The sequence below is a fragment of the Streptomyces sp. NPDC107528 genome, assembly GCF_055639295.1.
In genome coordinates, this window is sequence record NZ_JBVKAV010000007.1 from 493757 (window position 1) to 518707 (window position 24951).

General features: G+C 71.6%; 20 protein-coding genes. 3 read left to right on the forward strand and 17 right to left on the reverse strand.

Annotation, left to right across the window (positions count from 1 at the left end; all coding sequences use genetic code 11):
* Window positions 1-3: 3 nt before the first annotated feature.
* The 11 genes from ACZ7L5_RS24700 to ACZ7L5_RS24750 form a co-directional block, all read right to left on the reverse strand.
* Entirely contained in the window at window positions 4-552 is a 549-nt protein-coding gene (locus tag ACZ7L5_RS24700) for a TIGR03086 family metal-binding protein (RefSeq protein WP_328882597.1), read from the reverse strand.
* On the reverse strand, window positions 549-1514 hold the full coding sequence (locus ACZ7L5_RS24705) for a sigma-70 family RNA polymerase sigma factor (protein ID WP_471518791.1): 966 nt from the start codon (window positions 1512-1514) through the stop codon (window positions 549-551). The genes ACZ7L5_RS24700 and ACZ7L5_RS24705 overlap by 4 nt, the downstream gene beginning before the upstream one ends.
* Window positions 1515-1625: 111 nt before the next feature.
* Complete coding sequence (locus ACZ7L5_RS24710) at window positions 1626-2747, reverse strand: pseudouridine synthase (protein ID WP_471518793.1); 1122 nt, start codon at window positions 2745-2747, stop codon at window positions 1626-1628.
* Entirely contained in the window at window positions 2747-3430 is a 684-nt protein-coding gene (scpB, locus tag ACZ7L5_RS24715; RefSeq protein ID WP_328882594.1) for an SMC-Scp complex subunit ScpB, read from the reverse strand. Before scpB ends, ACZ7L5_RS24710 begins: the two co-directional genes overlap by 1 nt.
* Window positions 3427-4503, reverse strand: coding sequence for a segregation and condensation protein A (locus ACZ7L5_RS24720; RefSeq protein WP_471518795.1), 1077 nt, complete (start codon window positions 4501-4503; stop codon window positions 3427-3429). The genes scpB and ACZ7L5_RS24720 overlap by 4 nt, the downstream gene beginning before the upstream one ends.
* An 18-nt stretch (window positions 4504-4521) precedes the next feature.
* Window positions 4522-5148 carry a hypothetical protein gene (locus ACZ7L5_RS24725; RefSeq protein ID WP_365063208.1) on the reverse strand — a complete coding sequence of 209 codons (627 nt, stop codon included), beginning with the start codon at window positions 5146-5148 and terminating at the stop codon, window positions 4522-4524.
* Window positions 5133-6269 carry a ParA family protein gene (locus ACZ7L5_RS24730; RefSeq protein WP_147996875.1) on the reverse strand — a complete coding sequence of 379 codons (1137 nt, stop codon included), beginning with the start codon at window positions 6267-6269 and terminating at the stop codon, window positions 5133-5135. The genes ACZ7L5_RS24725 and ACZ7L5_RS24730 overlap by 16 nt, the downstream gene beginning before the upstream one ends.
* Before the next feature lie 399 nt (window positions 6270-6668).
* Window positions 6669-7793 (reverse strand): alanine dehydrogenase, encoded by a 1125-nt coding sequence (ald, locus tag ACZ7L5_RS24735; RefSeq protein WP_328882591.1) that lies wholly within the window; start codon window positions 7791-7793, stop codon window positions 6669-6671.
* A 134-nt stretch (window positions 7794-7927) separates the two neighbouring features.
* Window positions 7928-10015, reverse strand: a complete 2088-nt coding sequence (locus ACZ7L5_RS24740; RefSeq protein ID WP_471518798.1) for a tetratricopeptide repeat protein — start codon at window positions 10013-10015, stop codon at window positions 7928-7930.
* A gap of 215 nt (window positions 10016-10230) precedes the next feature.
* The gene (locus ACZ7L5_RS24745) at window positions 10231-10857 is read right to left on the reverse strand and encodes an NUDIX domain-containing protein (RefSeq protein WP_471518800.1); all 627 of its coding nucleotides are present in this window, start codon (window positions 10855-10857) and stop codon (window positions 10231-10233) included.
* A 98-nt stretch (window positions 10858-10955) separates the two neighbouring features.
* Complete coding sequence (locus ACZ7L5_RS24750; RefSeq protein WP_328884526.1) at window positions 10956-12644, reverse strand: CTP synthase; 1689 nt, start codon at window positions 12642-12644, stop codon at window positions 10956-10958.
* 488 nt (window positions 12645-13132) lie between these two features.
* Between ACZ7L5_RS24750 and ACZ7L5_RS24755 the strand changes: the two genes are divergently transcribed.
* Together ACZ7L5_RS24755 and ACZ7L5_RS24760 are read left to right on the forward strand one after the other, a co-directional pair.
* Window positions 13133-14935: a glycoside hydrolase family 15 protein gene (locus tag ACZ7L5_RS24755; protein ID WP_362381366.1), complete on the forward strand. Its 1803-nt coding sequence runs from the start codon at window positions 13133-13135 to the stop codon at window positions 14933-14935.
* Between the two features lie 69 nt (window positions 14936-15004).
* The gene (locus ACZ7L5_RS24760; protein ID WP_471518802.1) at window positions 15005-16387 is read left to right on the forward strand and encodes an FAD-binding oxidoreductase; all 1383 of its coding nucleotides are present in this window, start codon (window positions 15005-15007) and stop codon (window positions 16385-16387) included.
* 21 nt (window positions 16388-16408) lie between these two features.
* Here the strand turns inward: ACZ7L5_RS24760 and ACZ7L5_RS24765 are convergent, their stop codons facing one another.
* A complete protein-coding gene (locus tag ACZ7L5_RS24765) occupies window positions 16409-17371 on the reverse strand; it encodes an LLM class F420-dependent oxidoreductase (protein ID WP_471518804.1) in 963 nt (320 codons plus the stop codon).
* Window positions 17372-17459: 88 nt separating this feature from the next.
* On the opposite strand from ACZ7L5_RS24765, the gene ACZ7L5_RS24770 reads away from it, so the two are divergent.
* Complete coding sequence (locus ACZ7L5_RS24770; protein ID WP_471518806.1) at window positions 17460-19112, forward strand: PucR family transcriptional regulator; 1653 nt, start codon at window positions 17460-17462, stop codon at window positions 19110-19112.
* 32 nt (window positions 19113-19144) lie between these two features.
* On the opposite strand, the gene ACZ7L5_RS24775 is transcribed toward ACZ7L5_RS24770, so the two are convergent.
* The 5 genes from ACZ7L5_RS24775 to ACZ7L5_RS24795 all read right to left on the reverse strand — a co-directional run bounded on the left by ACZ7L5_RS24775 (window position 19145) and on the right by ACZ7L5_RS24795 (window position 24949).
* Window positions 19145-20281, reverse strand: a complete 1137-nt coding sequence (locus tag ACZ7L5_RS24775; RefSeq protein ID WP_471518808.1) for a glycosyltransferase family 4 protein — start codon at window positions 20279-20281, stop codon at window positions 19145-19147.
* Window positions 20282-20548: 267 nt separating this feature from the next.
* Window positions 20549-21301, reverse strand: coding sequence for a hypothetical protein (locus ACZ7L5_RS24780; RefSeq protein WP_471518810.1), 753 nt, complete (start codon window positions 21299-21301; stop codon window positions 20549-20551).
* Window positions 21302-21322: 21 nt separating this feature from the next.
* On the reverse strand, window positions 21323-23041 hold the full coding sequence (gene recN / locus ACZ7L5_RS24785; protein WP_471518868.1) for a DNA repair protein RecN: 1719 nt from the start codon (window positions 23039-23041) through the stop codon (window positions 21323-21325).
* 190 nt (window positions 23042-23231) lie between these two features.
* Complete coding sequence (locus ACZ7L5_RS24790) at window positions 23232-24137, reverse strand: NAD kinase (RefSeq protein ID WP_471518812.1); 906 nt, start codon at window positions 24135-24137, stop codon at window positions 23232-23234.
* Window positions 24134-24949: a TlyA family RNA methyltransferase gene (locus tag ACZ7L5_RS24795; protein ID WP_471518813.1), complete on the reverse strand. Its 816-nt coding sequence runs from the start codon at window positions 24947-24949 to the stop codon at window positions 24134-24136. The genes ACZ7L5_RS24790 and ACZ7L5_RS24795 overlap by 4 nt, the downstream gene beginning before the upstream one ends.
* Between the last annotated feature and the right edge of the window lie 2 nt (window positions 24950-24951).

Consider the following 24951-nt stretch of genomic DNA (forward strand, 5'->3'; position numbering starts at 1 on the left):
GGCTCACTCCGGAAAGGAATCGCGGCGGCCCAGGAAGGCCAGCAGCCGGACGTCGGCACGCGCGCGTGGCGGCACCTCGACCCGCGCGCCGAACCGCACGCCCCGGTCCTCCTCGGCGACCACGCAGCGGGCGATGCTCAGCAGCTCGGCCGCGAGCGCGCCCGGGATGGGCCTGGGCCGACCGCAGGCCTGGGCGACGTCCCACCCGTGCACGGCGATCTCGACGGCGCCCACGGCGGCCATCACCCGTACGTCCAGCGGCCGTTCACCGACCAGGACACGCTCCTCGGCGGGCCCGGCCGACCAGGCGCCGAGCACCGCGCACGCGCGCGTACGGAAGCCGCAGGCCCGGTCGGCACGCGGGAGCAGCCCGATCCGCCCGCCGGTCAGGCCCTCGTACAGCGCGTCCAGCGAGTCGTCGAGATGCCCGAGCAGCTCCCCGAGGTCCCATTCGGCGCACGGCGTCCCGCGCGTCAGGCTCGCGGACTCGGAGCCGGCGACGCTGCCCAGCGCGTAGGCGAGCGAACGCTCCAGCAGCTCCCCGGAGTTCATGACAGCTCCTCGGGCAGCCCGAAGCGGTCCAGCAGGTCCGCCGGGTCGAGGAAGGCCGTGATCCGGGCCAGGAGTCCTTCCCGCACCGTGAGCACCTGCAGGGAGTGCACTCGCAGGACGTCGTCCTCGTCGCGGACGTACATCGCCACCGCCGGCTGCCCGTTCGCGCGCGTGCGCAGCATCCGCAGGGTGCCCTTCTCGTGGACACGCGCGTGCAGGAACCGCAGCACGTCCTTCTTGCCGCGGTACCACTCCAGGAAGGGCGGCATCTCCAGCTCGACGCCGTCCTTGAGGAGCCCGATCAGCGAGTCCACGTCGGCGTTCTCGAAGGCGGCCACGTACCGGTCGAGCACCTCGCGGTCGGCGGCGCCCTCCGGTTCCTCGACGAGGTCCTCGTCGGGAGCCACCTCGTCGAGGCGGGCACGCGCGCGCTGGAGGCTGCTCTTCACCGCCGCCGTCGACGTGCCCAGCAGCGCCGCCACCTCGGGCGCCCGCCAGGCCAGCACGTCCCGCAGGATGAGGACGGCCCGCTGCCGCGCGGGCAGCTGCTGAAGGGCCGCGACCAGGGCGAGGCGCAGACTTCCCCGCGCGGCGACGACGCCCGCCGGGTCGACCAGCGCGTCGGGCAGCGGCTGGAGCCACGGAACGTCCGTCACAGGGGCCCTCAGCGGCTCCTCGGGCTCCTCTGCGGGCCCGCCGAGCCCCGAGGGCAGCGGACGCCGGGCACGGCCCTCCAGCGCCGTCAGGCACGTGTTGGTGGCGATCCGGTGCAGCCACGTCCGCAGGGACGCCCGGCCCTCGAAGCCGTCGTAGGACCGCCAGGCCCGCAGATACGTCTCCTGCACCAAGTCCTCGGCCTCGTCGACCGACCCCAGCATCCGGTAGCAGTGCGCGAGCAGCTCCCGCCGGTATGGGTCGGTCAGCCGGACGAACTCGTCACGATCCGCGGTGGTCGTACTCATCCCCGCTCCCTCCGTCACTGATACAGACCGGCGGAGCGGCGAAAACGAATCGGCCGGCCCCGGAGCACATCCGGAACCGGCCGATTCGCACGCGTGGGACCGGGATCCGGCCTACAGGTCGACTTCCTTCATCAGCATGCCGACCTCGGTGTTCGACAGCCGCCGCAGCCAGCCCGACTTCTGGTCGCCCAGCGTGATCGGCCCGAAGGCGACCCGCACCAGCTTGTCGACCGGGAAGCCCGCCTCGGCGAGCATGCGGCGCACGATGTGCTTGCGGCCCTCGTGCAGGGTGACCTCGACCAGGTAGTTCTTGCCGGTCTGCTCGACGACCCGGAAGTGGTCAGCGCGCGCGTACCCGTCCTCCAGCTGGATGCCGTCCTTGAGCTGCTTGCCCAGGTCGCGCGGGATCGGGCCCACGATGTGCGCGAGGTAGACCTTCTTCACGCCGTACCTGGGGTGGGTCAGCCGGTGCGCCAGCTCGCCGTGGTTGGTGAGCAGGATCACGCCCTCGGTCTCGGTGTCGAGCCGCCCGACGTGGAAGAGCCGCGTCTCCCGGTTGGTGACGTAGTCACCAAGGCACTGCCGGCCTTCGTTGTCCTCCATGGTCGAGACGACACCGGCGGGCTTGTTGAGCGAGAAGAACTGGTACGACTGCGTCGCGACCGTCAGGCCGTCGACCTTGACCTCGTCCTTCTCCGTGTCGACGCGCTTGCCCTGCTCCAGGACGATCTCGCCGTTGACCTCGACCCGGGCCTGCTCGATCAGCTCCTCGCAGGCACGCCGCGAGCCGTAGCCGGCACGCGCGAGGACCTTCTGCAGCCGCTCGCCCTCCTGCTCGGCGCCCGGGAAGGTCTTGGGCAGCTTGACGTCCTTCTTGCCGGCGTAGCGCTCACGGTTGCGCTCCTCGGCCCGCGCGTCGTACTCGCGGGAGGTCGACGGAACCGAACGGCCCCGCCCGGTGCCCTGGCCCTGCTTGGGGCCGCCCTTGGCGCCACCGCGCGCAGAGGCGCCACGCCCCGACTTGGGGCCTTCCTGGGTGGCGCCGGGGCCTACGTCGTAGCGCCGCTCCTCCGGGCGCGGCCTCTTCGGCCGGCCGCCCTGCTTGTCGTCGCGGTTGTTACCGGCGCCGCGGTTGGTACCGCGGCCACCGCTGCTTCCGCCGCGGCCGCCGCTGTTGCCACCACGGCTCCCGCCGTTGTTTCCGCTGCTGTTCCTGCCGCTGCTGCTTCGCATCAAAGTTCCGTCTGGTCGTCTACGTCGTCGGTGCCCCGGGGTGCCGGGACGCCCGGACCGTCATCGGGAGCGTCCGGGTCGAACGACGGAACGCCTTCCTGGGTCTCGGCCTCGATCGCCTCCGCCTCCGGGAGGAAGGGCGCGAGCTCCGGGAGCTCGTCCAGACCGCGCAGGCCCATCCGCTCCAGGAAGTAGTTCGTCGTCCTGTACAGGATCGCACCTGTTTCGGGTTCCGTGCCCGCCTCCTCGACCAGCCCGCGCTGCAGGAGGGTGCGCATCACACCGTCACAGTTCACTCCGCGCACGGCCGAGACCCGGCTACGGCTGACCGGCTGGCGGTACGCGACGACCGCGAGCGTCTCCAGCGCAGCCTGCGTGAGCCGGGCCGTCTGGCCGTCGAGCACCAGCCGTTCGACGGCGGCCGCATACTCGGCGCGGGTGTAGAAGCGCCAGCCGCCGGCCACGAACCGCAGCTCGAAGCCACGGCCCTGCACGGCGTACTCGTCGGCCAGCTCCCGCAGAGCGTCGGCAATCTTGCGACGGGGCCGCTCCAGGAGCTTTGCGAGGCGCTCCTCGGTCGCGGGCTCGTCCACGACCATGAGCATCGCCTCCAGGGCGGGCTTCAGGTCGAGGTCCGCGACGCCGCGCAACCCGGCCGGAAGCTCGGTGGTCTCCTCACTCACGCCTTCTTCTCCTCCTTGGGCGGCTCGGGCGGCCGGTCGAACTCGTCGGTCACCAGGGGTGCCTCGTCCCCTTCCCCACCCGTCCACCGCACGATGAGCTCGCCGAGAGCGATCTCCTGGTCGAGGACGACGGCCTTCTCGCGATAAAGCTCCAGCAGAGCCAGGAATCGCGCCACGACGGTGAGGGTGTCGTCGGTGTCCTCGATCAGGGCACGGAAGCTGGCCTCGCCGAGCTCCTTCAGCCGCGCGACGACGATCCCCGCCTGCTCCTGCACGCTGACCAGCGGCGCGTGGATGTGATCGACGTACACCTGCGGCTTGGGCTTGGGCTGCATCGCCTTGACCGCGAGCCTGGCGAATCCTTCCGCCCCGATGCTGATGACGACCTCGGGCAACAGCTCGGCGTGCTGCGGCTCCAGCCCGACGGTCCGCGGATAGCGCCGGGCCTCGTCGTCCAGCCGCCGGCTGAAGATGTCGGCGATCTGCTTGTACGCCCGGTACTGCAGCAGCCGCGCGAACAGCAGATCCCGCGCCTCAAGCAACGCGAGGTCGGCCTCGTCCTCCACCTCGGCGGCAGGCAGCAGCCGCGCCGCCTTGAGGTCGAGCAGGGTCGCCGCGACGACCAGGAACTCGGTCGTCTCGTCGAGATCCCAGTCCGGCCCCATCGCCTTGATGTGCCCCATGAACTCATCGGTCACCTTGGACAACGCCACTTCGGTGACATCGAGCTTGTGCTTGGAGATCAGCTGGAGCAGGAGGTCGAAGGGCCCCTCGAAGTTGGAGAGACGGACCTTGAAGACGCCGTCGTCGGGTTCTTGGGGGTCGGGGGCTGCTTCCGCGGGTTCGGCAGCAGGCGGCACTCCGCCGTCACCACCCCCGTTGTGCCCGCCGGCCGGAGCCGAAGACTCGGCCTCGGCCGATGACTCGCTCTCCGCCGCAGGCACAGCAGGCACCGCCTCCGCAGGAGGCGACAGATCCGGCTCGACCTGCGCAGCGCCCGGCCCCCGGCCCAGCGCACGCCGACGACCGCCGGATGCACCGGGACCGGTGGCGGGAACGTCGTTCGAGGTCATAGCCCCCGCAGGCTACCGCTACCGCCCGCGAAGCCGTCGTACCAGGATGCTGGCGTCTCCCCGGCTCTCCAGATCCGCGAGCACCACGGCCACCGCCTCGCGGACGATCCGCCCGCGGTCGACGGCCAGCCCGTGCTCACCGCGGAGCACCAGACGCGCGTGCTCCAGATCCATGAGCTCCTCGGCGGAGACGTACACGGTGATCTTCTCGTCGTGCCGCTCGCGACCACTGGGCCGGCGCGAGGCCTGCCGTCCGCGCTTGCGCGGCGCGGCGGAGGCGGCGGCAGAAGCAGCCGCACCCGACGCGGTGGAACCGCCCACGGCATTCGCGGACGCCCCGGCAGAACCTTCCTGCGCCCCCTGCCGCCGAGCGGAGCGCTCCGCGGCGGCAGCCCGGCTGCGCGACTCACCGGCATCGACGGACTCGGCGTCGGCCGCCACATGCTCCGCGCCGTCACCGTCTCCGCCCTGCGCGGGCACCGACTGCGGCACGTCCTCGGCGGCGGCGTTGTCGCTCTCCCCCGCGGGAGCCGGCACCCGGGCCTCGCCGTTGGCCGGGCGCCGGGGAGTGGACGGCTGGAGCGCCATACCCCCTGTCGTACGGAACAGTTCGTCGGCCCCCGGCAGACTCACTCGGCGTGACACCGGGCGAGCACCTCCCTGGCGAGCTGACGATAGGCGGCGGCTCCGACGGAGTTGGAGGCGTACGTGGTGATCGGCTCACCGGCGACCGTGGTCTCCGGGAAGCGGACCGTGCGCCCGATGACCGTGTGGTAGACGTGATCGTCGAACGCCTCGACCACACGGGCCAGGACCTCGCGGCTGTGGACCGTCCGCGAGTCGTACATCGTGGCGAGGATCCCGTCGAGCTCCAGCTCGGGGTTGAGCCGCTCCTGGACCTTCTCGATGGTCTCCGTCAGCAGCGCGACACCGCGCAGGGCGAAGAACTCGCACTCCAGGGGCACGATCACCTTGTGGGCGGCCGTAAGCGCGTTCACCGTGAGCAGACCCAGCGAGGGCTGACAGTCGATCACGATGAAGTCGTAGTCCGGCAGCAGGGGCTTCAGGGCGCGCTGGAGTGTCGACTCGCGCGCGACCTCGCTCACCAGCTGCACCTCGGCGGCCGACAGGTCGATGTTGCTCGGAAGCAGGTCCATGTTCGGGACCGCTGTCTTCAGGAGCACCTCGTCGGCCGACATGCCCCGCTCCATGAGCAGGTTGTAGACCGTGAGGTCGAGCTCCATCGGATTGACGCCGAGGCCGACCGAGAGCGCGCCCTGTGGGTCGAAGTCGACGAGCAGGACCCGGCGTCCGTACTCCGCGAGCGCGGCACCCAGGTTGATGGTCGACGTCGTCTTGCCTACGCCGCCCTTCTGGTTGCACATCGCGATGATCTTCGCGGGGCCGTGGTCGGTCAGTGGACCCGGGATCGGGAAGTACGGCAGCGGACGCCCGGTCGGACCGACGCGCTCGCGGCGCTGGCGGGCAGCGTCGGGCGCGAGCGTGGCCGCGTACTCGGGGTCGGGCTCGTACTCCGCGTCGGGATCGTAGAAGTGCCCGTCGGGCAGTTCGTCGTAGACGGCGAATTGGTTGTGGGGCGCGCCACTTCCGTCGCCGGCCATGGCGTTCACGTGATGGCCATCCATGCTCTGGTGTGCTGTCTGAGTCAACCCTGAGATCTGGTGACTCTGGTGGGCTGCGAAGGTGCGCACCGCAACGGAGCCGACAGCCTCGAATCCCGCGGGACCCTGGTCCCGTACCGGCATTCCTGGTTGACCACCCCCGGGAGAAAATGTCGACTCATTCACAAGTCGTCTTACCTCCTTGGTGACCAGGAAACTTCTAGACAGGTCAGCGTGGCACCATGCCGACAGTCGGCGACTCTATGGCGTGTCGGCGGTCCGCAGCAACACAATCCGCCGGACCGGGCAGATGTGTCGACAATGAAACATCCCGCTGTCAAGGGCGTACGGCCGTCGCACAGCAGGTTTCACCGGTGTGCGAATCGGTCGAAGGGTTGCGTTCGAGGCGAGTTGACCGAGAGTCGCAAAGTGACCATACACACATCCGGCCGGACCTTTTCGGGCAAGGTCCGGCCGGGTGCGTTCGGTTGACGACTTGTGTTGACGTATCGCCTTTACCAGAAAGTGACTTAGCCGATCGGCTCAGCCGAGCAGCGAGGCGAGCTCCACGTGCTCCAGGCCGTGCGCCTCCGCGACCTGGCGGTAAACCACCTTGCCGTCATGCGTGTTGAGGCCCCTGGCCAGCGCGGGGTCACGGCGCAGCGCCTCGACCCAGCCATGGTTGGCCAGTTCGATGATGTACGGCAGCGTGGCGTTGGTCAGCGCGTAGGTGGAGGTGTTGGGCACCGCGCCGGGCATGTTGGCGACGCAGTAGAAGACCGAGTTGTGGACCGGGAAGGTCGGCTCGGCGTGCGTGGTGGGACGCGAGTCCTCGAAGCAGCCGCCCTGGTCGATCGCGATGTCGACAAGAACACTTCCGGGCTTCATCCGCGACACCAGCTCGTTGGTGACCAGCTTCGGGGCCTTGGCGCCCGGGATGAGGACGGCACCGATGACGAGGTCGGCCTCGAGGCAGGCCTTCTCCAGCTCGAAGGCGTTGGAGACGACGGTCTGGATCTTCGTACCGAAGACCTTGTCCGCCTCCTTGAGCTTGTTGATGTCCTTGTCGAGCAGGGTCACGTGGAAGCCCATGCCGATGGCGATCTGCGCGGCGTTCCAGCCGGAGACACCGCCGCCGATGACGACGGCCTTGCCGGCCAGCACGCCGGGGACACCGCCGGGCAGGACACCGCGGCCGCCGTTCGCGGCCATCAGGTGGTAGGCGCCGACCTGCGGGGCGAGGCGGCCAGCGACCTCGGACATGGGGGCGAGCAGCGGCAGGGCGCGGGTGGGCAGCTCGACCGTCTCGTAGGCGATCGCGGTGGTGCCGGACTCGATGAGCGCGTCCGTGCACTCCTTGGAGGCGGCCAGGTGCAGGTAGGTGAAGAGCGTCTGGTCCTTGCGGAGGCGGTGGTACTCCTCGGCGATGGGCTCCTTGACCTTCAGCAGCAGGTCGGCGGCGGCCCACACCTCGTCGGCGGTCGGAAGGATCTGGGCGCCTGCGGAGACGTACTCGCTGTCCGGGATCGACGAGCCGACACCGGCGCCCTGCTCGATGACGACCTGGTGGCCGTGGCGCACCAGCTCGTGCACGCCTGCGGGGGTGATGGCCACCCGGAACTCGTTGTTCTTGACCTCGCGGGGGATGCCGACCTTCACGTCGATCACGGTCCTTGGCTCAGAGGGTGTGGGGCATTACATGACATACCCAGGCATGCATGGGCACACCGGGAGACACCGCAGAGAAGGTGCGGCAGAGCCAGTCTAATGAAGGTGTTCTCGCTGTCTAGCCTTTCATTGCATCAATCTTCTTCGGATGCACTACGGATTTCGCAGGCGTCAGCCTCCTCTTCCGGCTCGAAACCATCTTGTCCGGGCTCAGACTCGGCCGCATCGGACTCCTCAGGCTCCTCTCCCAGCATCCGCTCGGCGGCGCCTCGGTGCAGCTGCGCCGCCGACGGATCACCGAGGTGCTCGAGCGTGTCGGCGAGCCGCAGATGCAGCGCGCCCTGCAGCCGTACGTCCTCGGCGCGTCGCGCCCACTCCACCGCCTCCTGGCAGGTGCGCAACGATTCCTCGGGCCGGCCGGCGTACTCCTGGACCCGCGCCAGCTCGCTCAACGCCCGGGCGTGACCGGCGACATCGCCGTTCCTGCGGTGCCCGGTGACCGCGGACCGCCAGTTGCGCAGCGCGTCGCCATACCGGCCCGCGTAGGTGTGCGCCTCGGCGATCCGGCCGTACAGCCGGGCGGCGTCCGCCCGCTCGCCCCGGGCCAGCCGCTCGGCCAGCGCGCGGCCGAACCAGTCGGCGGCCCGGTCGTAGTCCCCGAGCTCCAGATGGGCGCCGCCTACGGATTCCATCGCGCGGCCGGTCGCATACGGGTCATTTGCTTCCCACCCGGCGTCCAGCGCGGCCCGGAACCGAACCAGGGCCTCCCGGGTACGTCCCGTCCGGGCGTCGAGATCGCCCAGATTCAGCAGGGCCGCGGCCTTCTCGCGGGGCAGCTGACGCCGCTCGGCCACGTCGAGGACCAGGCCGTGGATGTCGTACAGGTCACCGGCGGCCGCCTGGGTGCCGAAGTGCGCGGCCATCGCCCTGACCAGCTGGGACATCAGGCGCCTGGCGAGTGTGTCCAGCTCCCCGTCGGCGACCGCGGCCCGGGCCGCGGCCAGCAGGGCGGGCCTGCGGATGCTGAGCCACTCGGCGGCTGCCCGGGGGTTGGGGAAGCGCAGGGCGCGGGGCATGCCGAGGAGCTTCTGCCGGGTCTCGGGGTTGTCGGTCTCGGTGATCGCGCGGCAGGACTGCAGCAGCCGTACGGTCCGCTCCAGCATGCGGGCGCGGGCGAGCTGCAGCTCGGCGGGCCGATCCTGGGTCTCGGTGAGGGCCCGCAGAAGCCGGTGCAGACAGGTCGGGACCTCGTACTGCGGCAGCGGCGAGTCGACGACCTGCAGCAGGCCGAGGGCGACGAGGTCGTCCAGGGTGGTGTGGGCCCCGTCCACCGAGGAGCCGGCGAGCGCTGAGGCGGTGTGCGGGTCGACGAGGCCGCCGGGGGCCAGCGAGAGCAGCCGCAGTATCCGGGCGGCCGGGGTCGGCAGGCCCGCGTAGGCGAGGCGGAAGACCCTGCCGAGCGGTGTGCCGTCCTCGCCCTCGGCGTGCAGCTGCTTGGCGAGGTCGGCGACGGCCGCCTTGGGCCGGGCCGCGAGCCAGCCGCCGGCCAGCATCAGGGCGGCCGGCTGACCCTGGCACACCTCCACCAGGTCCTCGGCGGCCCGTGGGTCGACGGTGATGCGCACCGAGCCGGCGTGCCGGGACAGCAGTTCCACGGCCGACTTGGTGTCGAGGCCGCCGAGCGTGCAGGGCCGCACGTCCGAGATCCCGGTCAGCGGGCCGCCCGAGACCGCGACGGCCAGGCACTCCGGGGTGTCCGGCAGCAGGGCGTCGACCTGCTCGGCGCGGGCCGCGTCGTCGAACAGCAGCAGGACCCGGCGGTCGGCCAGGGTCTTTCGGAGCACCGCCGTGAGGTCGTCCTCGGCGGCGCCGGCCGGTGCCGGCCGGTCCAGGGCGGCGAGCAGCTCACGGGCGGTGCGCGCGACGGGGACGGGGGTGCCGTCGGGCTCGCTGAGGCGGGCCCGCAGGACGCCGTCGCCGTAGCGGTCCGCCACCTGCCGTACGAGTTCTTCGGCTAGCGCCGTGCGTCCCGAGCCGGGGCGGCCCGCGATGAGCAGTACGCGCGCGCGTGGCGCCTTGCGGCCGGAGAGGGTGTCGAGTCCCGCGCGCTCGATGTCGGCGAGGAGTTCCTTCAACTCGCGCGTACGGCCCAGGAATTGGCGCCCGGCAGGAGCCTGTGGCAACGCCTGGACGCCGCCTGTGTCCACGACCTGATCCGTCACGGGCCACACTCCCGTCCCACGCACGCGCAAGCCCGCCGGGACTCCGGTTCGGGCGTAATCAGAGCCTAGTTCACGCTCTGCTACGTTCCGGGCGGAGCGTGGCGGGCACGGCGAGGACGTCCCTCGATCGGATCAGCCGATCTTCACACCGAAGGCGGGTCGGTTTCGCTCGGGACTTGGAGTCATGGTCGCTCGGGACTTGCAGTCATGGTCGCTCAGGACTCGAACGGGCGCGCCGGCCAGGGCGCCTCCGCCGGGCGCAGGGCGTCGAGCCCGTCGCCGCTACGGGCGGCGACCAGCGACAGCACGCCGACGACGAGGCAGTTGTTGTGCACCTCGCCCGCGAGGACACCCCGGACCAGCTCGTCGACCGGCACGCGCGCGTGCTCCATGTCGGCCTCCTCGTCCTCCACCTCGAAGCGCTCGCCCTCGGCCTCGGACAGATCACGGGCGAGGAAGATCCGTACGGCCTCGTCGCAGCCGCCGGGAGTGGTGTAGACGTCGGTCAGCACCCGCCAGTCCTCGGCCTTGACGTGGGCCTCCTCGTACAGCTCGCGCTGGGCGGCGTGCAGCGGGTTCTCGCCGGGGATGTCGAGCAGGCCGGCCGGGATCTCCCACAGCTTCTGCCGCACCGGGTGGCGGTACTGCTTGATGAGCAGGACACGGTCCTCGGCGTCCAGGGCGAGGACCGCCACGGAGCCCGGGTGGACCTGGTAGTCGCGGCGGACGACCGAGCCGCCGGGCATGACCACGTCGTCCGTGCGGACGGAGGTCTTGTTGCCCACGAAGGGGGTGTCCGTCGCCCGGATCTCCCACTCCTGCGGGGTGTCCTTGATCGTCATGCCCTGCCCTTCCACACGCCTTCAAAAAGAACCCGCCAAAGAAAACCGGGGTGCGAACCTTTGAAGGTTTGCACCCCGGCCACCGTACAACTCTCGTGTCAGTCCGAATTCTTGCCGACGCCCTCGGCCTGCTGGCGTTCGACCGCCGCCTTCACGAGGCCGGCGAACAGCGGGTGCGGGCGCGTCGGGCGCGAGCGCAGCTCGGGGTGGGCCTGCGTGGCCACCAGGTAAGGGTGGACCTCACGCGGGTACTCCACGTACTCGACGAGCTTGCCGTCCGGCGACGTGCCGGAGAACAGGATGCCCGCCTTCTTCTCCAGCTCCGCCCGGTAGGCGTTGTTCACCTCGTACCGGTGACGGTGCCGCTCCTCGACGTACTCCTTGCCGTCGTACACCTCGCGCACGATCGAGCCCTCGGCCAGCTTGGCCGGGTACATGCCGAGGCGCATGGTGCCGCCCATGTCACCCTCGCCGGCGACGATGTCGAGCTGCTCGGCCATCGTCGAGATGACGGGGTGGGAGGTGGCCGGGTCGAACTCGGTGGAGTTGGCGTCGCCGATGTCGGCGAGGTTGCGGGCCGCCTCGACCACGATGCACTGAAGGCCCAGGCACAGGCCGAGCAGCGGGATCCGGTTCTCGCGGGCGTACTTGATGGCGCCGACCTTGCCGAGCACACCGCGGTCGCCGAAGCCGCCGGGGATGCAGATGCCGTCCACGTCGGCGAGCTGCTGCTTGGCGCCGGCCGGGGTCTTGCAGTCGTCGGACGTGACCCACTTGATCTTCACGCGGGCCTTGTTGGCGAAGCCGCCGGCGCGCAGCGCCTCGGTCACCGACAGGTAGGCGTCGGGCAGGTCGATGTACTTGCCGACCAGCGCGAGGGTGATCTCGTGGTCGGGGTTGTGGACGCGGTCGAGCAGGTCGTCCCAGGTCGTCCAGTCCACGTCGCGGAACGGCAGGTCCAGCTTTCGGACGACATAGGCGTCCAGGCCCTCGCCGTGCACGGTCTTCGGGATGTCGTAGATGGAGCGGGCGTCGGGGCAGGCGACCACGGCCGCCTCGTCGACGTCGCACATCAGCGAGATCTTCCGCTTGATCGCGGTCGGCACCTCGCGGTCGCAGCGCAGCACGATCGCATCTGGCTGAATACCGATGTTCCGCAGTGCCGCAACCGAGTGCTGGGTCGGCTTCGTCTTCAGCTCTCCCGAGGGGCCGATGTACGGCAGGAGCGAGATGTGGACGACGAAGACGTTGTCACGACCGACCTCGTGACGGACCTGGCGGACGGTCTCCAGGAACGGCAGCGACTCGATGTCGCCGACCGTGCCGCCGACCTCCGTGATCACGACGTCGACCTCGTCCGTCGCCATGCGCCGGATGCGGTGCTTGATCTCGTTGGTGATGTGCGGGATGACCTGCACGGTGTCGCCGAGGTACTCGCCGCGCCGCTCCTTGGCGATCACGGTCGAGTACACCTGGCCGGTGGTGACGTTCGCGGAACCGTCGAGGTCACGGTCGAGGAACCGCTCGTAGTGGCCGATGTCCAGGTCCGTCTCGGCGCCGTCGTTGGTGACGAACACCTCGCCGTGCTGGAAGGGGTTCATCGTGCCAGGGTCGACATTGAGGTACGGGTCCAGCTTCTGCATGACCACCCGCAGGCCTCGTGCCTTGAGCAGCATTCCGAGGCTGGAGGCCGTCAGGCCCTTGCCGAGCGAGGAGGCGACACCCCCGGTGACGAAGATGTGCTTGGTCGTCGTGGCTGCGTTGTGTCGAAAAGCAGCGGGCGGCATGGCCAAGAGGGGGCTCCCGTGGTCGCGATCTTGAAGTGCGGTTCGGGGGTCTTTGACGCCCACCGGTCCACGGGCTACCAGGGTATCAGCGACCGAGACCGATGGCTTCCGGCCACGCTCCGCACACGAGTCACCACGAACCTGCACAGGTGTCGCGGTTTCTCACCCGTTGCTCACCCGTTCGGCCGACTCGGGTTGCCCGGAGCGGCACGCAGATCATCTACGTGCGTCGTATCCTGCTCGGACATTCGCTGCCGAGCCCGGCCGGCAACACGGCACCACCCCTCGCCCGTAAGCACCGGAACAACGAGAGCTCGTCAGTTCGTTGAGCAGAGATTGTCGAGAAGCGACTGTCGTTTTGCCTCACGGCGGAGACGACTGCTTTGCTTCACCGCTCGACGACGCATTACAACCACCCCTTGACCGCACTAAGCGAGAGCCCCCTTGGCAGAGAAGGGGGTGACGTGGCCGTTCGACTGGAGTTGCACGTGGCCGGGCGCATCGAAGACTACGCACTCATCGGAGACATGCAGACCGCAGCCTTGGTCTGCCGGGACGGCACAGTCGACTGGCTGTGCCTGCCCCGCTTCGACTCGCATGCCATCTTCGCCGGCCTGCTGGGCACCGAAGAACACGGTTTCTGGCGGCTCGGTCCGGCACACGCCTCCGACGCCGAACCGCCCACCGCGGCCCGGCGCAGCTACCGCGGCGACTCGCTGATCCTGGAGTCCGAGTGGGACACGCCGCGTGGCACGGTCAGGGTGATCGATTTCATGCCCCCGCGTGACGGCGCGCCCCAGCTGATCCGGATCGTGGAGGGCGTCTCGGGCCGGGTGCCGATGCGCTCGGCGCTGCGGATGCGCTTCTCGTACGGCCGGGTCGTGCCCTGGGTGCACAAGCACGAGGGCCGTACGGTGGCCGTCGCCGGCCCGGACTCCGTGTGGTTCGACACGGAGGCCGAGACGTACGGCAAGTCGCTGACGACGTACTCGGACTTCACGGTCGCCCCGGGTGAGCGGATCGCGTTCACCATCTCCTGGGAGCCGTCGCACAAGCAGCCCCCCGCGCTGCCGGAGCCGGAGCAGTCGCTGGAGGCGACCGAGGACTTCTGGCGGGAGTGGGTCGAGCACTGTACGTACCACGGCCCGTACCGCGAGGCGGTGGTCCGCTCGCTGATCACGCTGAAGGCGCTGACGTACGCCCCGACGGGCGGGATCGTCGCCGCCCCGACGACCTCCCTGCCCGAGGACATCGGCGGCGTCCGCAACTGGGACTACCGCTACACCTGGCTGCGCGACGCGGCGATCACCCTGTCCTCGCTGCTGCGCACCGGCTATCGCGAGGAGGCCCGCGCCTGGCGGGAGTGGCTGCTGCGGGCGGTCGCGGGCGACCCGGAGAACCTGCAGATCATGTACGGCATCGCCGGCGAACGCGAGCTCGGCGAGGCGGAGCTGGACTGGCTGCCCGGCTACGAGAACTCCGCGCCGGTCCGGGTCGGCAACGGCGCCGCGCACCAGCTCCAGCTGGACGTGTACGGCGAGGTCACCGAGGCCCTGCACCTGGCCCACATGACGGGCCTCGCCCGCAACGACTACGCCTCGCTGCTCCAGCTGAAGCTGATCCGCTACCTGGAGGACCACTGGGACGAGCCGGACGAGGGCATCTGGGAGGTGCGCGGCCCGCGCCGCCACTTCGTGCACTCCAAGGTGATGGCCTGGGTCGCCGTCGACCGCACGATCAAGCTCATCGAGTCCGGCGACGCGGACGGCCCGCTGGAGCGCTGGCGCGAACTGCGCGACGACATCCACCGGGACGTGTGCGAGAAGGGCTACGACAAGGAGCGCAACACCTTCACGCAGTCGTACGGCTCGAAGGAGCTGGATGCCTCCCTGCTGCTGATCCCGCAGATGGGCTTCCTGCCGCCGGACGACAAGCGCGTCATCGGCACCATCGAGGCGATCCAGCGCGAGCTGTCGACCTCGGACGGTTTCATCCTGCGCTACCCGACGCAGGGCGAGGACGAGGGCGTCGACGGCCTCCCCGGTGACGAGGGCGCCTTCCTCGCCTGCTCGTTCTGGATGGCGGACGACCTGGCGATGATCGGCCGCGTCGACGAGGCCCGCAAGCTGTTCGAGAAGCTGCTGTCGCTGCGCAACGACCTCGGTCTGCTGGCCGAGGAGTGGGACCCGCATCTGCAGCGTCAGGTCGGCAACTTCCCGCAGGCCTTCAGCCATGTCCCGCTGATCGACACCGCGCTGCGTCTGACGGCGTCCGGGGCGTACGGCGGCTGAACAGGACCGGCGTATCGCGCCCGCCTAGGCTGGGAGCAAGCGAATGCCCCGGCACGGAAGGGGGCAGCCATGGCTTCCCTCTCGAAGGCGGGCGCGGCTCTCACCGCGCTGCGCGAGGATCTGGCCGGTGATGTGTTCGCGCCGGGGGACTTCGGCTACGACGACGCAAGGGTCGTCTTCAACGCCATGATCGACCGGCGGCCCGCGGTGATCGCGCAGTGCGTGGACGAGGACGACGTCGCGCGGGCCGTGCGGTTCGCACGCGACCTGGACCTCAACATCGCGGTGCGCGGCGGCGGGCACAGCGTCGCGGGCATGGCGCTCAACGACAACGGCCTGGTGATCGACCTGCGCCACATGCGCGCGGTCACCGTCGACCCCGCGGCCGAGGCGGTACGGGTCGCGGGCGGGGCGACGATGAGCGACCTGGACCGCGCCTGCCTGCCGCACGGCCTTGCCACGACCGGCGGCCGGGCCTCCACGACCGGGGTCGGCGGCTTCGTCCTGGGCGGGGGCACCGGCTGGCTGGACCGCTGGTGCGGACTGGCCGTCGACAATCTGCTGGGCGTCGAACTCGTCACCGCGGACGGCGAGCGCACCCACGCGAGCGCCGACGAGAACCCCGAGCTGTTCTGGGGTCTGCACGGCGCTGGCGGCAACTTCGGCGTCGCGACCGCACTCACCCTGAAGCTCCACGAGCTGCCCGAGTTCTCCATCGCGCTGGTGCTGTACCTCCCGGAGTTCGCCCCCAAGGCCGTCCACACCTTCCGCGAGCTGATCACCGTGGCCCCGGACGAGGCGAGTGGCGGTGTGTTGTATCTCACCGGCCCGCCCGAGGAGTTCGTACCGCCGCACCTGGTCGGCAAGCTCCTGTGCGCCGCACTGCTGACCTACGCGGGGCCCGAGGAGGACCTGATCAAGCTGGCCGAGCCGCTGCTGGCGCTGCCGCACGAGTCGGAGATCGTCGGGGCGATGCCGTACGCCGACGTCCAGTGCATGCTCGACGATCCGCCGGGGATGCGTAACTACTGGTCGGCGGAGTATCTGACGGGCGCGCCCGACGCCTACCTGGAGATGTTCTGCGCCCGGGGCGAGGCCTTGCCCGCGCCCACGGGGACCCTCCACGTGCTGTTCCCGCAGGGCGGGGCGATCGCCGCGGGCCCGCACGAGTACCCCGCGCCCTACCGGGACGCGCCGTGGGCCGTGCACCCCTTCGCGATCTGGGAAGACCCCGCGGACGACGAGCGGTGCGTCCAGTGGGTCCGGGACGTCCGTGCCGACGCGCAGCCGTGGAGTACCGGCGCGGTCTACCTCAACTTCATCGGCGACGAGGGCGCCGAGCGGGTCGAGGCCGGACTCGGCGCCGAGAACACCCGTCGGCTGGCGGATCTGAAGCGACGGTACGACCCGGACAACGTCTTCCGGTTCAACCACAACATCAGGCCGGCCTGAGCACGGTCGGCCCGAACCCCGTCAGCCCACTTGCTTGAACGCCGTCAGCGTCCGCTCCCCGCCCGGGTCGCCCGCCGTCGCCGGCACAAGAGCGATCTCGTCCAGTCCTGCGTCGGCGTACGCCTCGACACGCGCGCGTACCGCCTCCAGGTCGCCCACCAGGCCGACCGCGCTCGCCGCGGAGGCGGGCAGCGCCCGGGCCGGCGTGCCGGGATCGGCACCGGTACGGGCCAGCTCGACCGCCTCGCCGAAGCCGGCCGCCTCGAACATGTCGCTGTAGCCCGGCACCGTGAGATACCCGGCGATGCTCCGCAGGACCTGCGCGAGGGAGTCCGCGTCCGGGTCGACGGCGGCGGGCAGCCAGGCAGCCAGCGTCGGCGGCGACGTACGGCCCGCGCGCGTAGCGGCCGCTTCGAGCTTCCCCCGCAGCGTCCGCACCTGTTCCGGCGAGACGATGTCGAGCAGCATCCGGTCGGCGTGCGCCGCCGCCGTGGCGATCGCGCGGTCCCCGAACGCCGCCACGGTGAGCGGGCCGCCGGGCGGTGGGAGGCGTCGCGGGAAGGCGCTGCCGGGGACGACCGGTTCGCCGGGCCTGCCGTGCAGGAAGACGCGCAGGGCCGCCGCCGAGGCCTCCATCGCCGCGGCGGGCCGCGCGCGCGGCACCCCGTGCACGCCCTCGACCACCCGCTTGCTGGACGTCCCCAGCGCCACCCCGACCGGCCGCCCGGTGACGGCGGCGACCGAGGCGGCGCCCCGCGCGATCCCGAACGGCTCGCGCACCGACACCGCCACGGGCCCGGCCGTCTGCGCGACCCGCTCGGTGGCCCGCCCGATGGCCGTGGCAAGGACGAAGGAGTCCCAGGTCGGCCCCTCCCCCGCCCACACCTCGCGATACCCGAGCCGGTCGGCGGCCACGGCCACCCGCAGCGGCTCCTCGACCGGGCTGTCGTCCTCCCGTGCCACGGCGACCACGCTGAAGTCCATGCCGACGCGGCTACCCCGCTCCCGGGCCGCAACGCATGATCGGCTCCGGAGATGTCAGGGAAGCCCGTGCACGGGTAGCGTCCGGCACATGGACAGCGGTACGGGCGGGACGGACAGCGGCTACGGCACCCACGGCGCCGGGATCACCGTGCGGCGGGCGCTGGAGCTGCCCGGTCTGCGCAGCGGGCTGCCGGAGGTCCTCGCGGGCGGCGACCGGCTGGGGCGGACCGTGCGCTGGGTGCACGCCGGCGAGGTGCCCAACATCGCCTCGCTGCTGAAGGGCGGGGAGCTGTTGCTGACCACGGGCTACGGCCTCGGCACCCGCCCCGCCGACCAGCGCGCGTTCGTGCGCACCCTGGCCGAGCGGGGCATCGCGGCCCTGGTCGTCGAGCTGGGCCCACGCTTCACGCGGCTGCCCGCCGCGCTGGTCGACACGGCACGTACGGCCGGTCTGCCGCTGGTCCAGCTGCATCGCGAGGTGGCCTTCGTGACGGTCACCGAGGAGATCCACACCGAGATCGTCAACGGCCACTACGCGCTGCTGCAGCGGGCGGAGGAAGTACACCGCCGGTGCACGGAGGCGCTGGTCGGCGGCGGTGGCGTGCCCCAAGTGCTGGGCATCCTGGCCGACTTCAGCGGCAATCCGGTGTTCCTGGAGACGACGGACGGCCAACTGCTGTACGCCGCCGGGTCGGGCCCCGAGGGCGCGGATCCGTTGCAGGTGTGGGAGGGGCTGCGGGGCCAGCACAAGGACACGCCGCCCCCGGGTGGGTCGGTGCTGGTGGATGTGCCGGGTGGTGGTCCGGGGACGGGGTCGGTCCGGGCCCGTCTCGTGCTGCTCCCCGTACGGGGCCCGCTCGCGCCCGTGCACCGGATCGCCGCCGAGCGCGCCGCGGGCAGCCTGGCCGTGGTGCTGATGCAGGCACGTCAGGAGGAGGAGCTGGCGGCGCGCGGGCGCGGCGACTTCCTGACCGACCTCGCGGAGGGCCGTATCGCCGCCGAGGCCGCCCCGGCACAGGCGCGCGTGCTGGGCTTCAAGCCGGGTGCCAGTCCGCTGCTGCCGGTCGTGATGCGGCTCGGGGACACGATGTCGCCGGGCGGCGGCTGGGCGGTGCTGGCGCGCACGGTCGGCGAGGAGCTGGCCTCGGTGGGGGCGCCGGTGCTGTTGGGCGTACGGCCGGTGGAGGGGCGGGTGCCGCTGCTGCTGGGCCTGCGTTCGGAGTCGGAGCGGTCGGCGGTCGCGGACCGGGTCGCGGTGGCGCTGCGGGCGGGCGTGGAGCGGGCCGGGGTCCAACGCCCCGGGGCACCGCCGCCGGTCGTGGTCGTCGGGGTGGCCGGCAGCTGGGCTGCGGCCTCGGCGGGCCTCAGGCACGCGGCGGAGACCGCGACTGCGGCGCAGGGCCTGTCGGACCGCCCCTGGTACGACGCCCGGCGCCTGGACATCGACCTGCTGCTGTGGCGGCTGCGCGACCACCCGGACCTCGCGGCCTTCGTGGACCGCGCGATCGGCCCGCTCCGTGACCACGACAACCGCTCCAAGCCGCCCCTGCTGCCCACCCTGGAGACGTACTTGGCGCACGCGGGCCGCAAGGCGGAGACGGCCCGCGAGCTGCATCTGAACCGGCAGACGCTCTACAACCGCCTCGCCCGCATCGGCGAGTTGCTCGGCACGGACCTCGACGACCCGCAGACGGTACTGGCGTTGAGCCTGGCCCTGCGGGCACGCAGGCATGCGGGCTAGGACGGCCCGTGGGCCGCGGACGCTTCCGGCGTCTAGATCATGGGCCGAGGCTGCGTCAACTCGTCGTACACGCTGAGCACTTGGGCGACCGTCTCGTCCTCGGTCGGCCAGGTGGCCGCCTGCCGCGCGCCCCGCTCCCTGAGGAACTCCTGCCGCTCGGCATCGCCGAGCAGCCGTACGACAGCGTCGGCGAGGGCGTCCGGGTCGCCGTACGGGACGAGTTCGGCCGCGTCGCCGACGAGTTCCGGCACGCCGCCGACGTCGGTGGCGACGAGCGGCACGCGCGCGTGCAGGGCCTCCTGGGCGAGGACCGACCGTGACTCCCAACTGCTCGGCAGAAGCGCCACGTCGGCCGCCGCGAGCAGCTCGGAGACGTCGTCGCGCCGGCCGATGAGCCGCACGGGCAGCCCCTCGTCCTCGATCCGGCCCTGCAGTTCGGCACGCAGCGCCCCCTCCCCCGCGATCACGACCAACGGCACGGCATCCAGCTGCAGCCACGCGCGCGAGGCGTCCAGGAGCACGTCGTACCCGCGATGCCGCTCCAGCGAGCCGACGGCGATCAGCAACGGGCGTCCGGTGGCGCCGAGTTCGGCCCGGACCTTGGGGCGCAGTCGGTCCGGGTCGTCGTGCTCGACGGTACGGCTCGGCGCGGGCAGCGCGGCGGCGGCGAGGCGGGCGTCCCGGGCGCCGGTCCGGCGGGCCCGGTCCACCAGCGCCGATGTGGTCCCGAGCACGACGGAGGCGGCCTTGACGACCCGCCGCTCCAACAGCCGCAGGAGATGGGCGCGGGCGCCCTCCGCGTGAGCCCGGTCGTGCCAGGTGACGACGAGCGGAGTACGCCGTCCGCTCAGCGCGAGCACGGCACGGAAGGACGCGTGCAGCCCGTGCGCGTGCACCAGATCGGCGTCCACGCAGGCCGCCCGCAGAGCGGCCACGGAACCCGGATCGCTGCTGCGCGGCACATGCACATGTTCGGCGCCGGCGCCCGTGAAGTCGTAGAGGTGATCGGCCTCGACAGGGGCGCATACGGTGACCCGCACGCCCCGTGCGACCAGCCCCGAGGCCAGCGATCGCACATGCGCGCTACTGCCGGCGTTGCCGCCGCCCAGCACCTGCACGGTGCGCAGCGACGACTGGCCGTGCGGTGAGTGGCTGCTCACGGGGGTCACGTGGCCGGGGCTCCTGCTTCGGGTCGGGCGGTCACGAAGAACGTACAGAAGGATCGGGCGGAGGGGGTGTACCGCGAGAATCCCTACGCGTACGACGTGTTTACGCCAAGGATGCCAGGACGTACGGCCGTTCCGGGAACGGCGACAGGGCGTGGACGGCTCAGCTGCGGGGCAACGCGCCGGGCCGAGTCACCTGCACGAGTGAGGCGGGGTGGGGGTTGTGGCCGAACATGCGCGCGCTGGGCATGCCCCACGACCTGCGGCGCGTCACCCGGCCGCCCTGCGGGCGACCTCGCTCACCTTGTCGCCGTACACCGCCGCGGCGACGACCGCAGCGGCGTGCGCGACCAGCCCGGCGCGCCCGTTCCCGGCCACGACCGCCGCCCCGAGGGCCGCGCCGAGCGCATGCGCTCCGGTGTCGCCGATCATCGCCCGCTCGCCGAGGTCGTCGGGCAGTACGGCCGCTGCGGCTCCCATGGCACCGGCGGCCGACTCGGCGCCGGACCCCGAGCGCAACAGCCCGGGCGCACCGAGCGCAAGCACCGCGGCGGCGGCCCGACCCGGCCACACGTCCACGAGGTTGACGAAGTGCGCGGTACCGGCGATCACGACACCCGCGAGCAGCTTGTCCAGCGGCCGCTCCTTGAGGACGGCCCCCGCGACGAGCCCGGCGGCGCAGACCCCGAACAACTTGACGGCCCCGCTGGTCACTTCGCCGTCCCGCAGCGCGGAGAGATGCGCCCGGAACCCACGCCGGGGGTCACCGTCCGCCACGACGTCGTCATACGCGCCGCAGGCTCCCGCAACGGCCACCGCGACCCCGGCGCCCGGCGCCACCCGCCCGACGGCCACCGCAGCCGCCAGGGCGGAGGCGGGCCCGGCGTACAACTCCACGGTCCGGCCCGCGTAGTTCTTCCGCTCCCAGCGGTCACGGCCACCGGGAGCCTTGGCGCGCAGGGCGGCGACGGCGGCGCGGGTGAGGGCGGCGGAGAGGCCGAAGGAGACGGCTTGGTTGATCATCCGGCCACCCTACGGGCCGCACTACCCGTCCGCCCGAGCCGTCTCCAGCAGCTCCTCCGCGTGCGCGCGGGCCGTCTCCGAGTCCTCCTGCCCGGCGAGCATCCGGGACAGCTCCCGGATGCGCTCCTCGCCCTCCAGGACCTTCACGCCGGACCGGGTGACCGACCCGTCGTTGGTCTTCTCGACGAGCAACTGCCGGTCGGCGAAGGCAGCGACCTGCGGCAGGTGGGTCACCACGACGACCTGCGCGGTCCTGGCCAGCCGGGCCAGCCGCCGGCCGATCTCCACGGCCGCCTTGCCGCCGACGCCGGCGTCGACCTCGTCGAAGAGATAGGTCGGCACCGGATCGGTCCCCGCGAACACGACCTCGACGGCGAGCATCACGCGCGACAGCTCACCGCCGGACGCGCCCTTGGCGATCGGCCGGGGCGGCGCTCCCGGGTGCGGGGCGAGCAGCAGCTCGACCTCGTCCACACCCGAGGGCCCGTAGGCGACCGCGCGCCCACCGACCTCCACGCCCTGCGCATCCTCGGTCTGCCGGATGTCGAAGGACACGCGCGCGTGCGGCATCGCGAGCGAGGCCAACTCCGCCGTCACGGCGGCGGCGAACCGCTCGGCGGCCTCGGCCCGCGCATCGGTCAGCGCCTGTGCCAGTCCGCCCAGCTCAATCCGCAGCCCGTCCCGCTCGGCGGTCAGCTCGTCGATGCGCTCGTCGTCGCTGTCCAGTTCGGTGAGCCGCCGGCTGCTCTCCTCGGCCCAGTTGAGCACGGCGGCGACGTCCTCGCCGTACTTCCGTGTGAGCGCGTTCAGCGCGGCCCGTCGTTCCTCGACGGCCGCGAGCCTCAGGGGGTCGGCGTCCAGGTCGTCGGCGTATCCCGCCAACTCCCCGGCGACATCGCCCAGCAGGATCCCGATCTCCCCGATCCGGTCGGCCAGCGCGGCCAGCGCCGGATCGTGCGACCGCACGGCGTCCAGGGCCCGCTGCGCGCCCGCGACGAGCGTCGTCGCGTCGATGCCCTCGGGATCCTCCGGGTTGCCGGCGAGCGCGGCGTGCCCGGCCGTGGCGGCCGACGACAGCGCCTCCGCGTGCCCGAGCCGCTCCGCCTCCTCGGCGAGCTCCACGTCCTCCCCGGCGCGCGGTTCGACACCGGCGATCTCGTCGAGCCCGAACCGCAGCATGTCGGCTTCCTGGGCCCGCTCACGCGCGCGCGTGGTGATCTCGTCGAGCTCGACGGAGACCGCGCGCAGCCGCCGGTACGCCTCGCCGTACTTGGCGAGCGGCACCGCGACGGCATCACCGGCGTACCGGTCGAGCGCCTGCCGCTGCCGGGTCTGCTTCAGCAGCCCCTGCTGGTCCGTCTGCCCGTGCACCGCCACCAGGTCGTCGGCCAGGTCGGCGAGCAGCCCCACGGGCACGCTGCGCCCGCCCACATACGCCCGTGACCGCCCCTCGGCGGAAACGGTACGGCTGATCAGCAGCGCCCCGTCATCTAGCTCGGCACCGGCCTCCTCGGCCCGTACGAAGGCCGACGCGCCCGCGGCGACGCTGATCCGCCCCTCCACGACCGCCTTGTCGGCCCCGATCCGCACGAGCGCCGGGTCGGCACGCCCACCCAGCAGCAGCCCGAGACTGGTGACCACCATGGTCTTGCCCGCACCCGTCTCACCGGTGACGGCGGTGAACCCCGGCGACAGCTCGACGACAGCGTCGTCGATGACTCCGAGCGACCGTATCCGCATCTCCTCCAACACGGACACGACCTTACGAGGTCAGCACGGGGAAGTGCGACGGCCCCCGGCCCGATGATGTGAAGGTGCAGGTGACGAATGTGCATCGACCGCACATGTCACCCAGGCGAGTGCAACGCCCTCAAGGGGCGCGGGGAACCACCCGCAGCCGCCAGGAGCCCCCACCACCCCCTGCGTACCGCTAGTGAGGCGCACCCCGCCACCCGGAAACCGGCAACGCGAACTTCGCCACCAACCGATCCGTGAACGACGCATGATGCAGTCGAGCCAACCGCACCGGCACAGCCCCCCGCCGCACCTCGACCCGCGCCCCCGGCGGCAGTTCCACCGTCCGCCGCCCGTCACACCACAACACCCCCGGCGGGATGTGCGGCAGAACCTCCACCGCCAGCACAGAATCCGGCGACGTCACCAACGGCTTCGCGAAAAGCGCATGCGCGCTGATCGGCACCATCAGCAACGCCTCGACCTCGGGCCACACCACAGGCCCGCCCGCAGAGAAGGCGTATGCCGTGGATCCGGTCGGCGTGGACAGCACGATCCCGTCGCACCCGAACCCCGTGACCGGCCGCCCGTCGATCTCCAGCACGACCTCGAGCAGCTTCTCGGCGCCGGCCTTCTGCACGGCCGCCTCGTTCAGCGCCCAGTCCGTGTGCACGATGTCGCCGTTCTGATGGACGACGACGTCGACGGTCATCCGCTCCTCGACCTCGTACGCCCTGGTGACGACCCGGTCGACAACCTTGTCGAGATCATCGCGCTCCGCCTCCGCGAGGAACCCGACCCGCCCGAGGTTCACACCCAGCATCGGCACCCCGGACGCCCGGGCGAACTCGGCGCCGCGCAGCAGCGTCCCGTCGCCGCCCAGCACTATCAGCAGCTCGCACCCGTCGAGGCACTGCGCAGTCGCCTCCTTGACGAGCTCCACCTCGTCCGGCAGCGGCAGGTCGGCGGCCTCGTACTCCAGGACACGCACCCCGATGCCCTCCCGCAGCAACCCCTTGACCACCAGCTCGGCGCTGCGAATGGCCGCGGGCCGCCCCGTGTGGGCGAGCAGAAAAACAGTACGAGCTCGGTTCGGTGTCAACGCGGCCCCTCCGCAACTGCACGGTCAACGTCGGCCGGGTCCAGAGCGGGCGCCCCGGCACGCAGCCACAGAAAGTACTCGACATTCCCGGAGGGGCCGGGCAACGGACTCGCCGTGACCCCCTTCACCCCGAGCCCGAGTTCCCACGCCTTCTCGGCCACGCCGCGCACGGCCTCGGCCCGCAGCTGGGAGCTGCGGACGACCCCGCCGCTGCCCAGCCGCTCCTTCCCCACCTCGAACTGTGGCTTGACCATCATCACCAGATCGGCGTCCGGCTTCACGCACCGCACCAGGGCGGGCAGCACCAGTCCGAGCGGGATGAAGGACAGATCCCCCACGACAAGATCCACTGGTTCCCCATCGATCGCTTCGAGCGTCAACTCGCGTACGTTCGTACGGTCTTTGACGGTCACGCGTTCATCACTCCGGAGAGTCCAGGCCAGTTGTCCGTATCCGACGTCGACGGCCACGACCTGCGCGGCCCCGGCCCGCAGCAGCACATCGGTGAACCCGCCGGTGGACGCCCCGGCATCGAGCGCCCGCCGCCCTTCGACTGCCAGCCCCTGGGGCACGAAGATCTCCAGAGCGCCCGCGAGCTTGTGCCCGCCCCGGGACACGTACTCGGGGTCACTGCCGTCGGCGACCACGACGATCGCCGCCGCGGTCTCCACCTGTGTGGCCGGCTTGGTCGCGACGGTCTTGCCGACGGTGACCCGCCCGGCGGCAATCAGCTGGCTGGCGTGCTCGCGCGAGCGCGCCAGCTTCCGGCGGACCAGCTCCGCGTCAAGACGGCGGCGTGCGACTCCTGCCACTT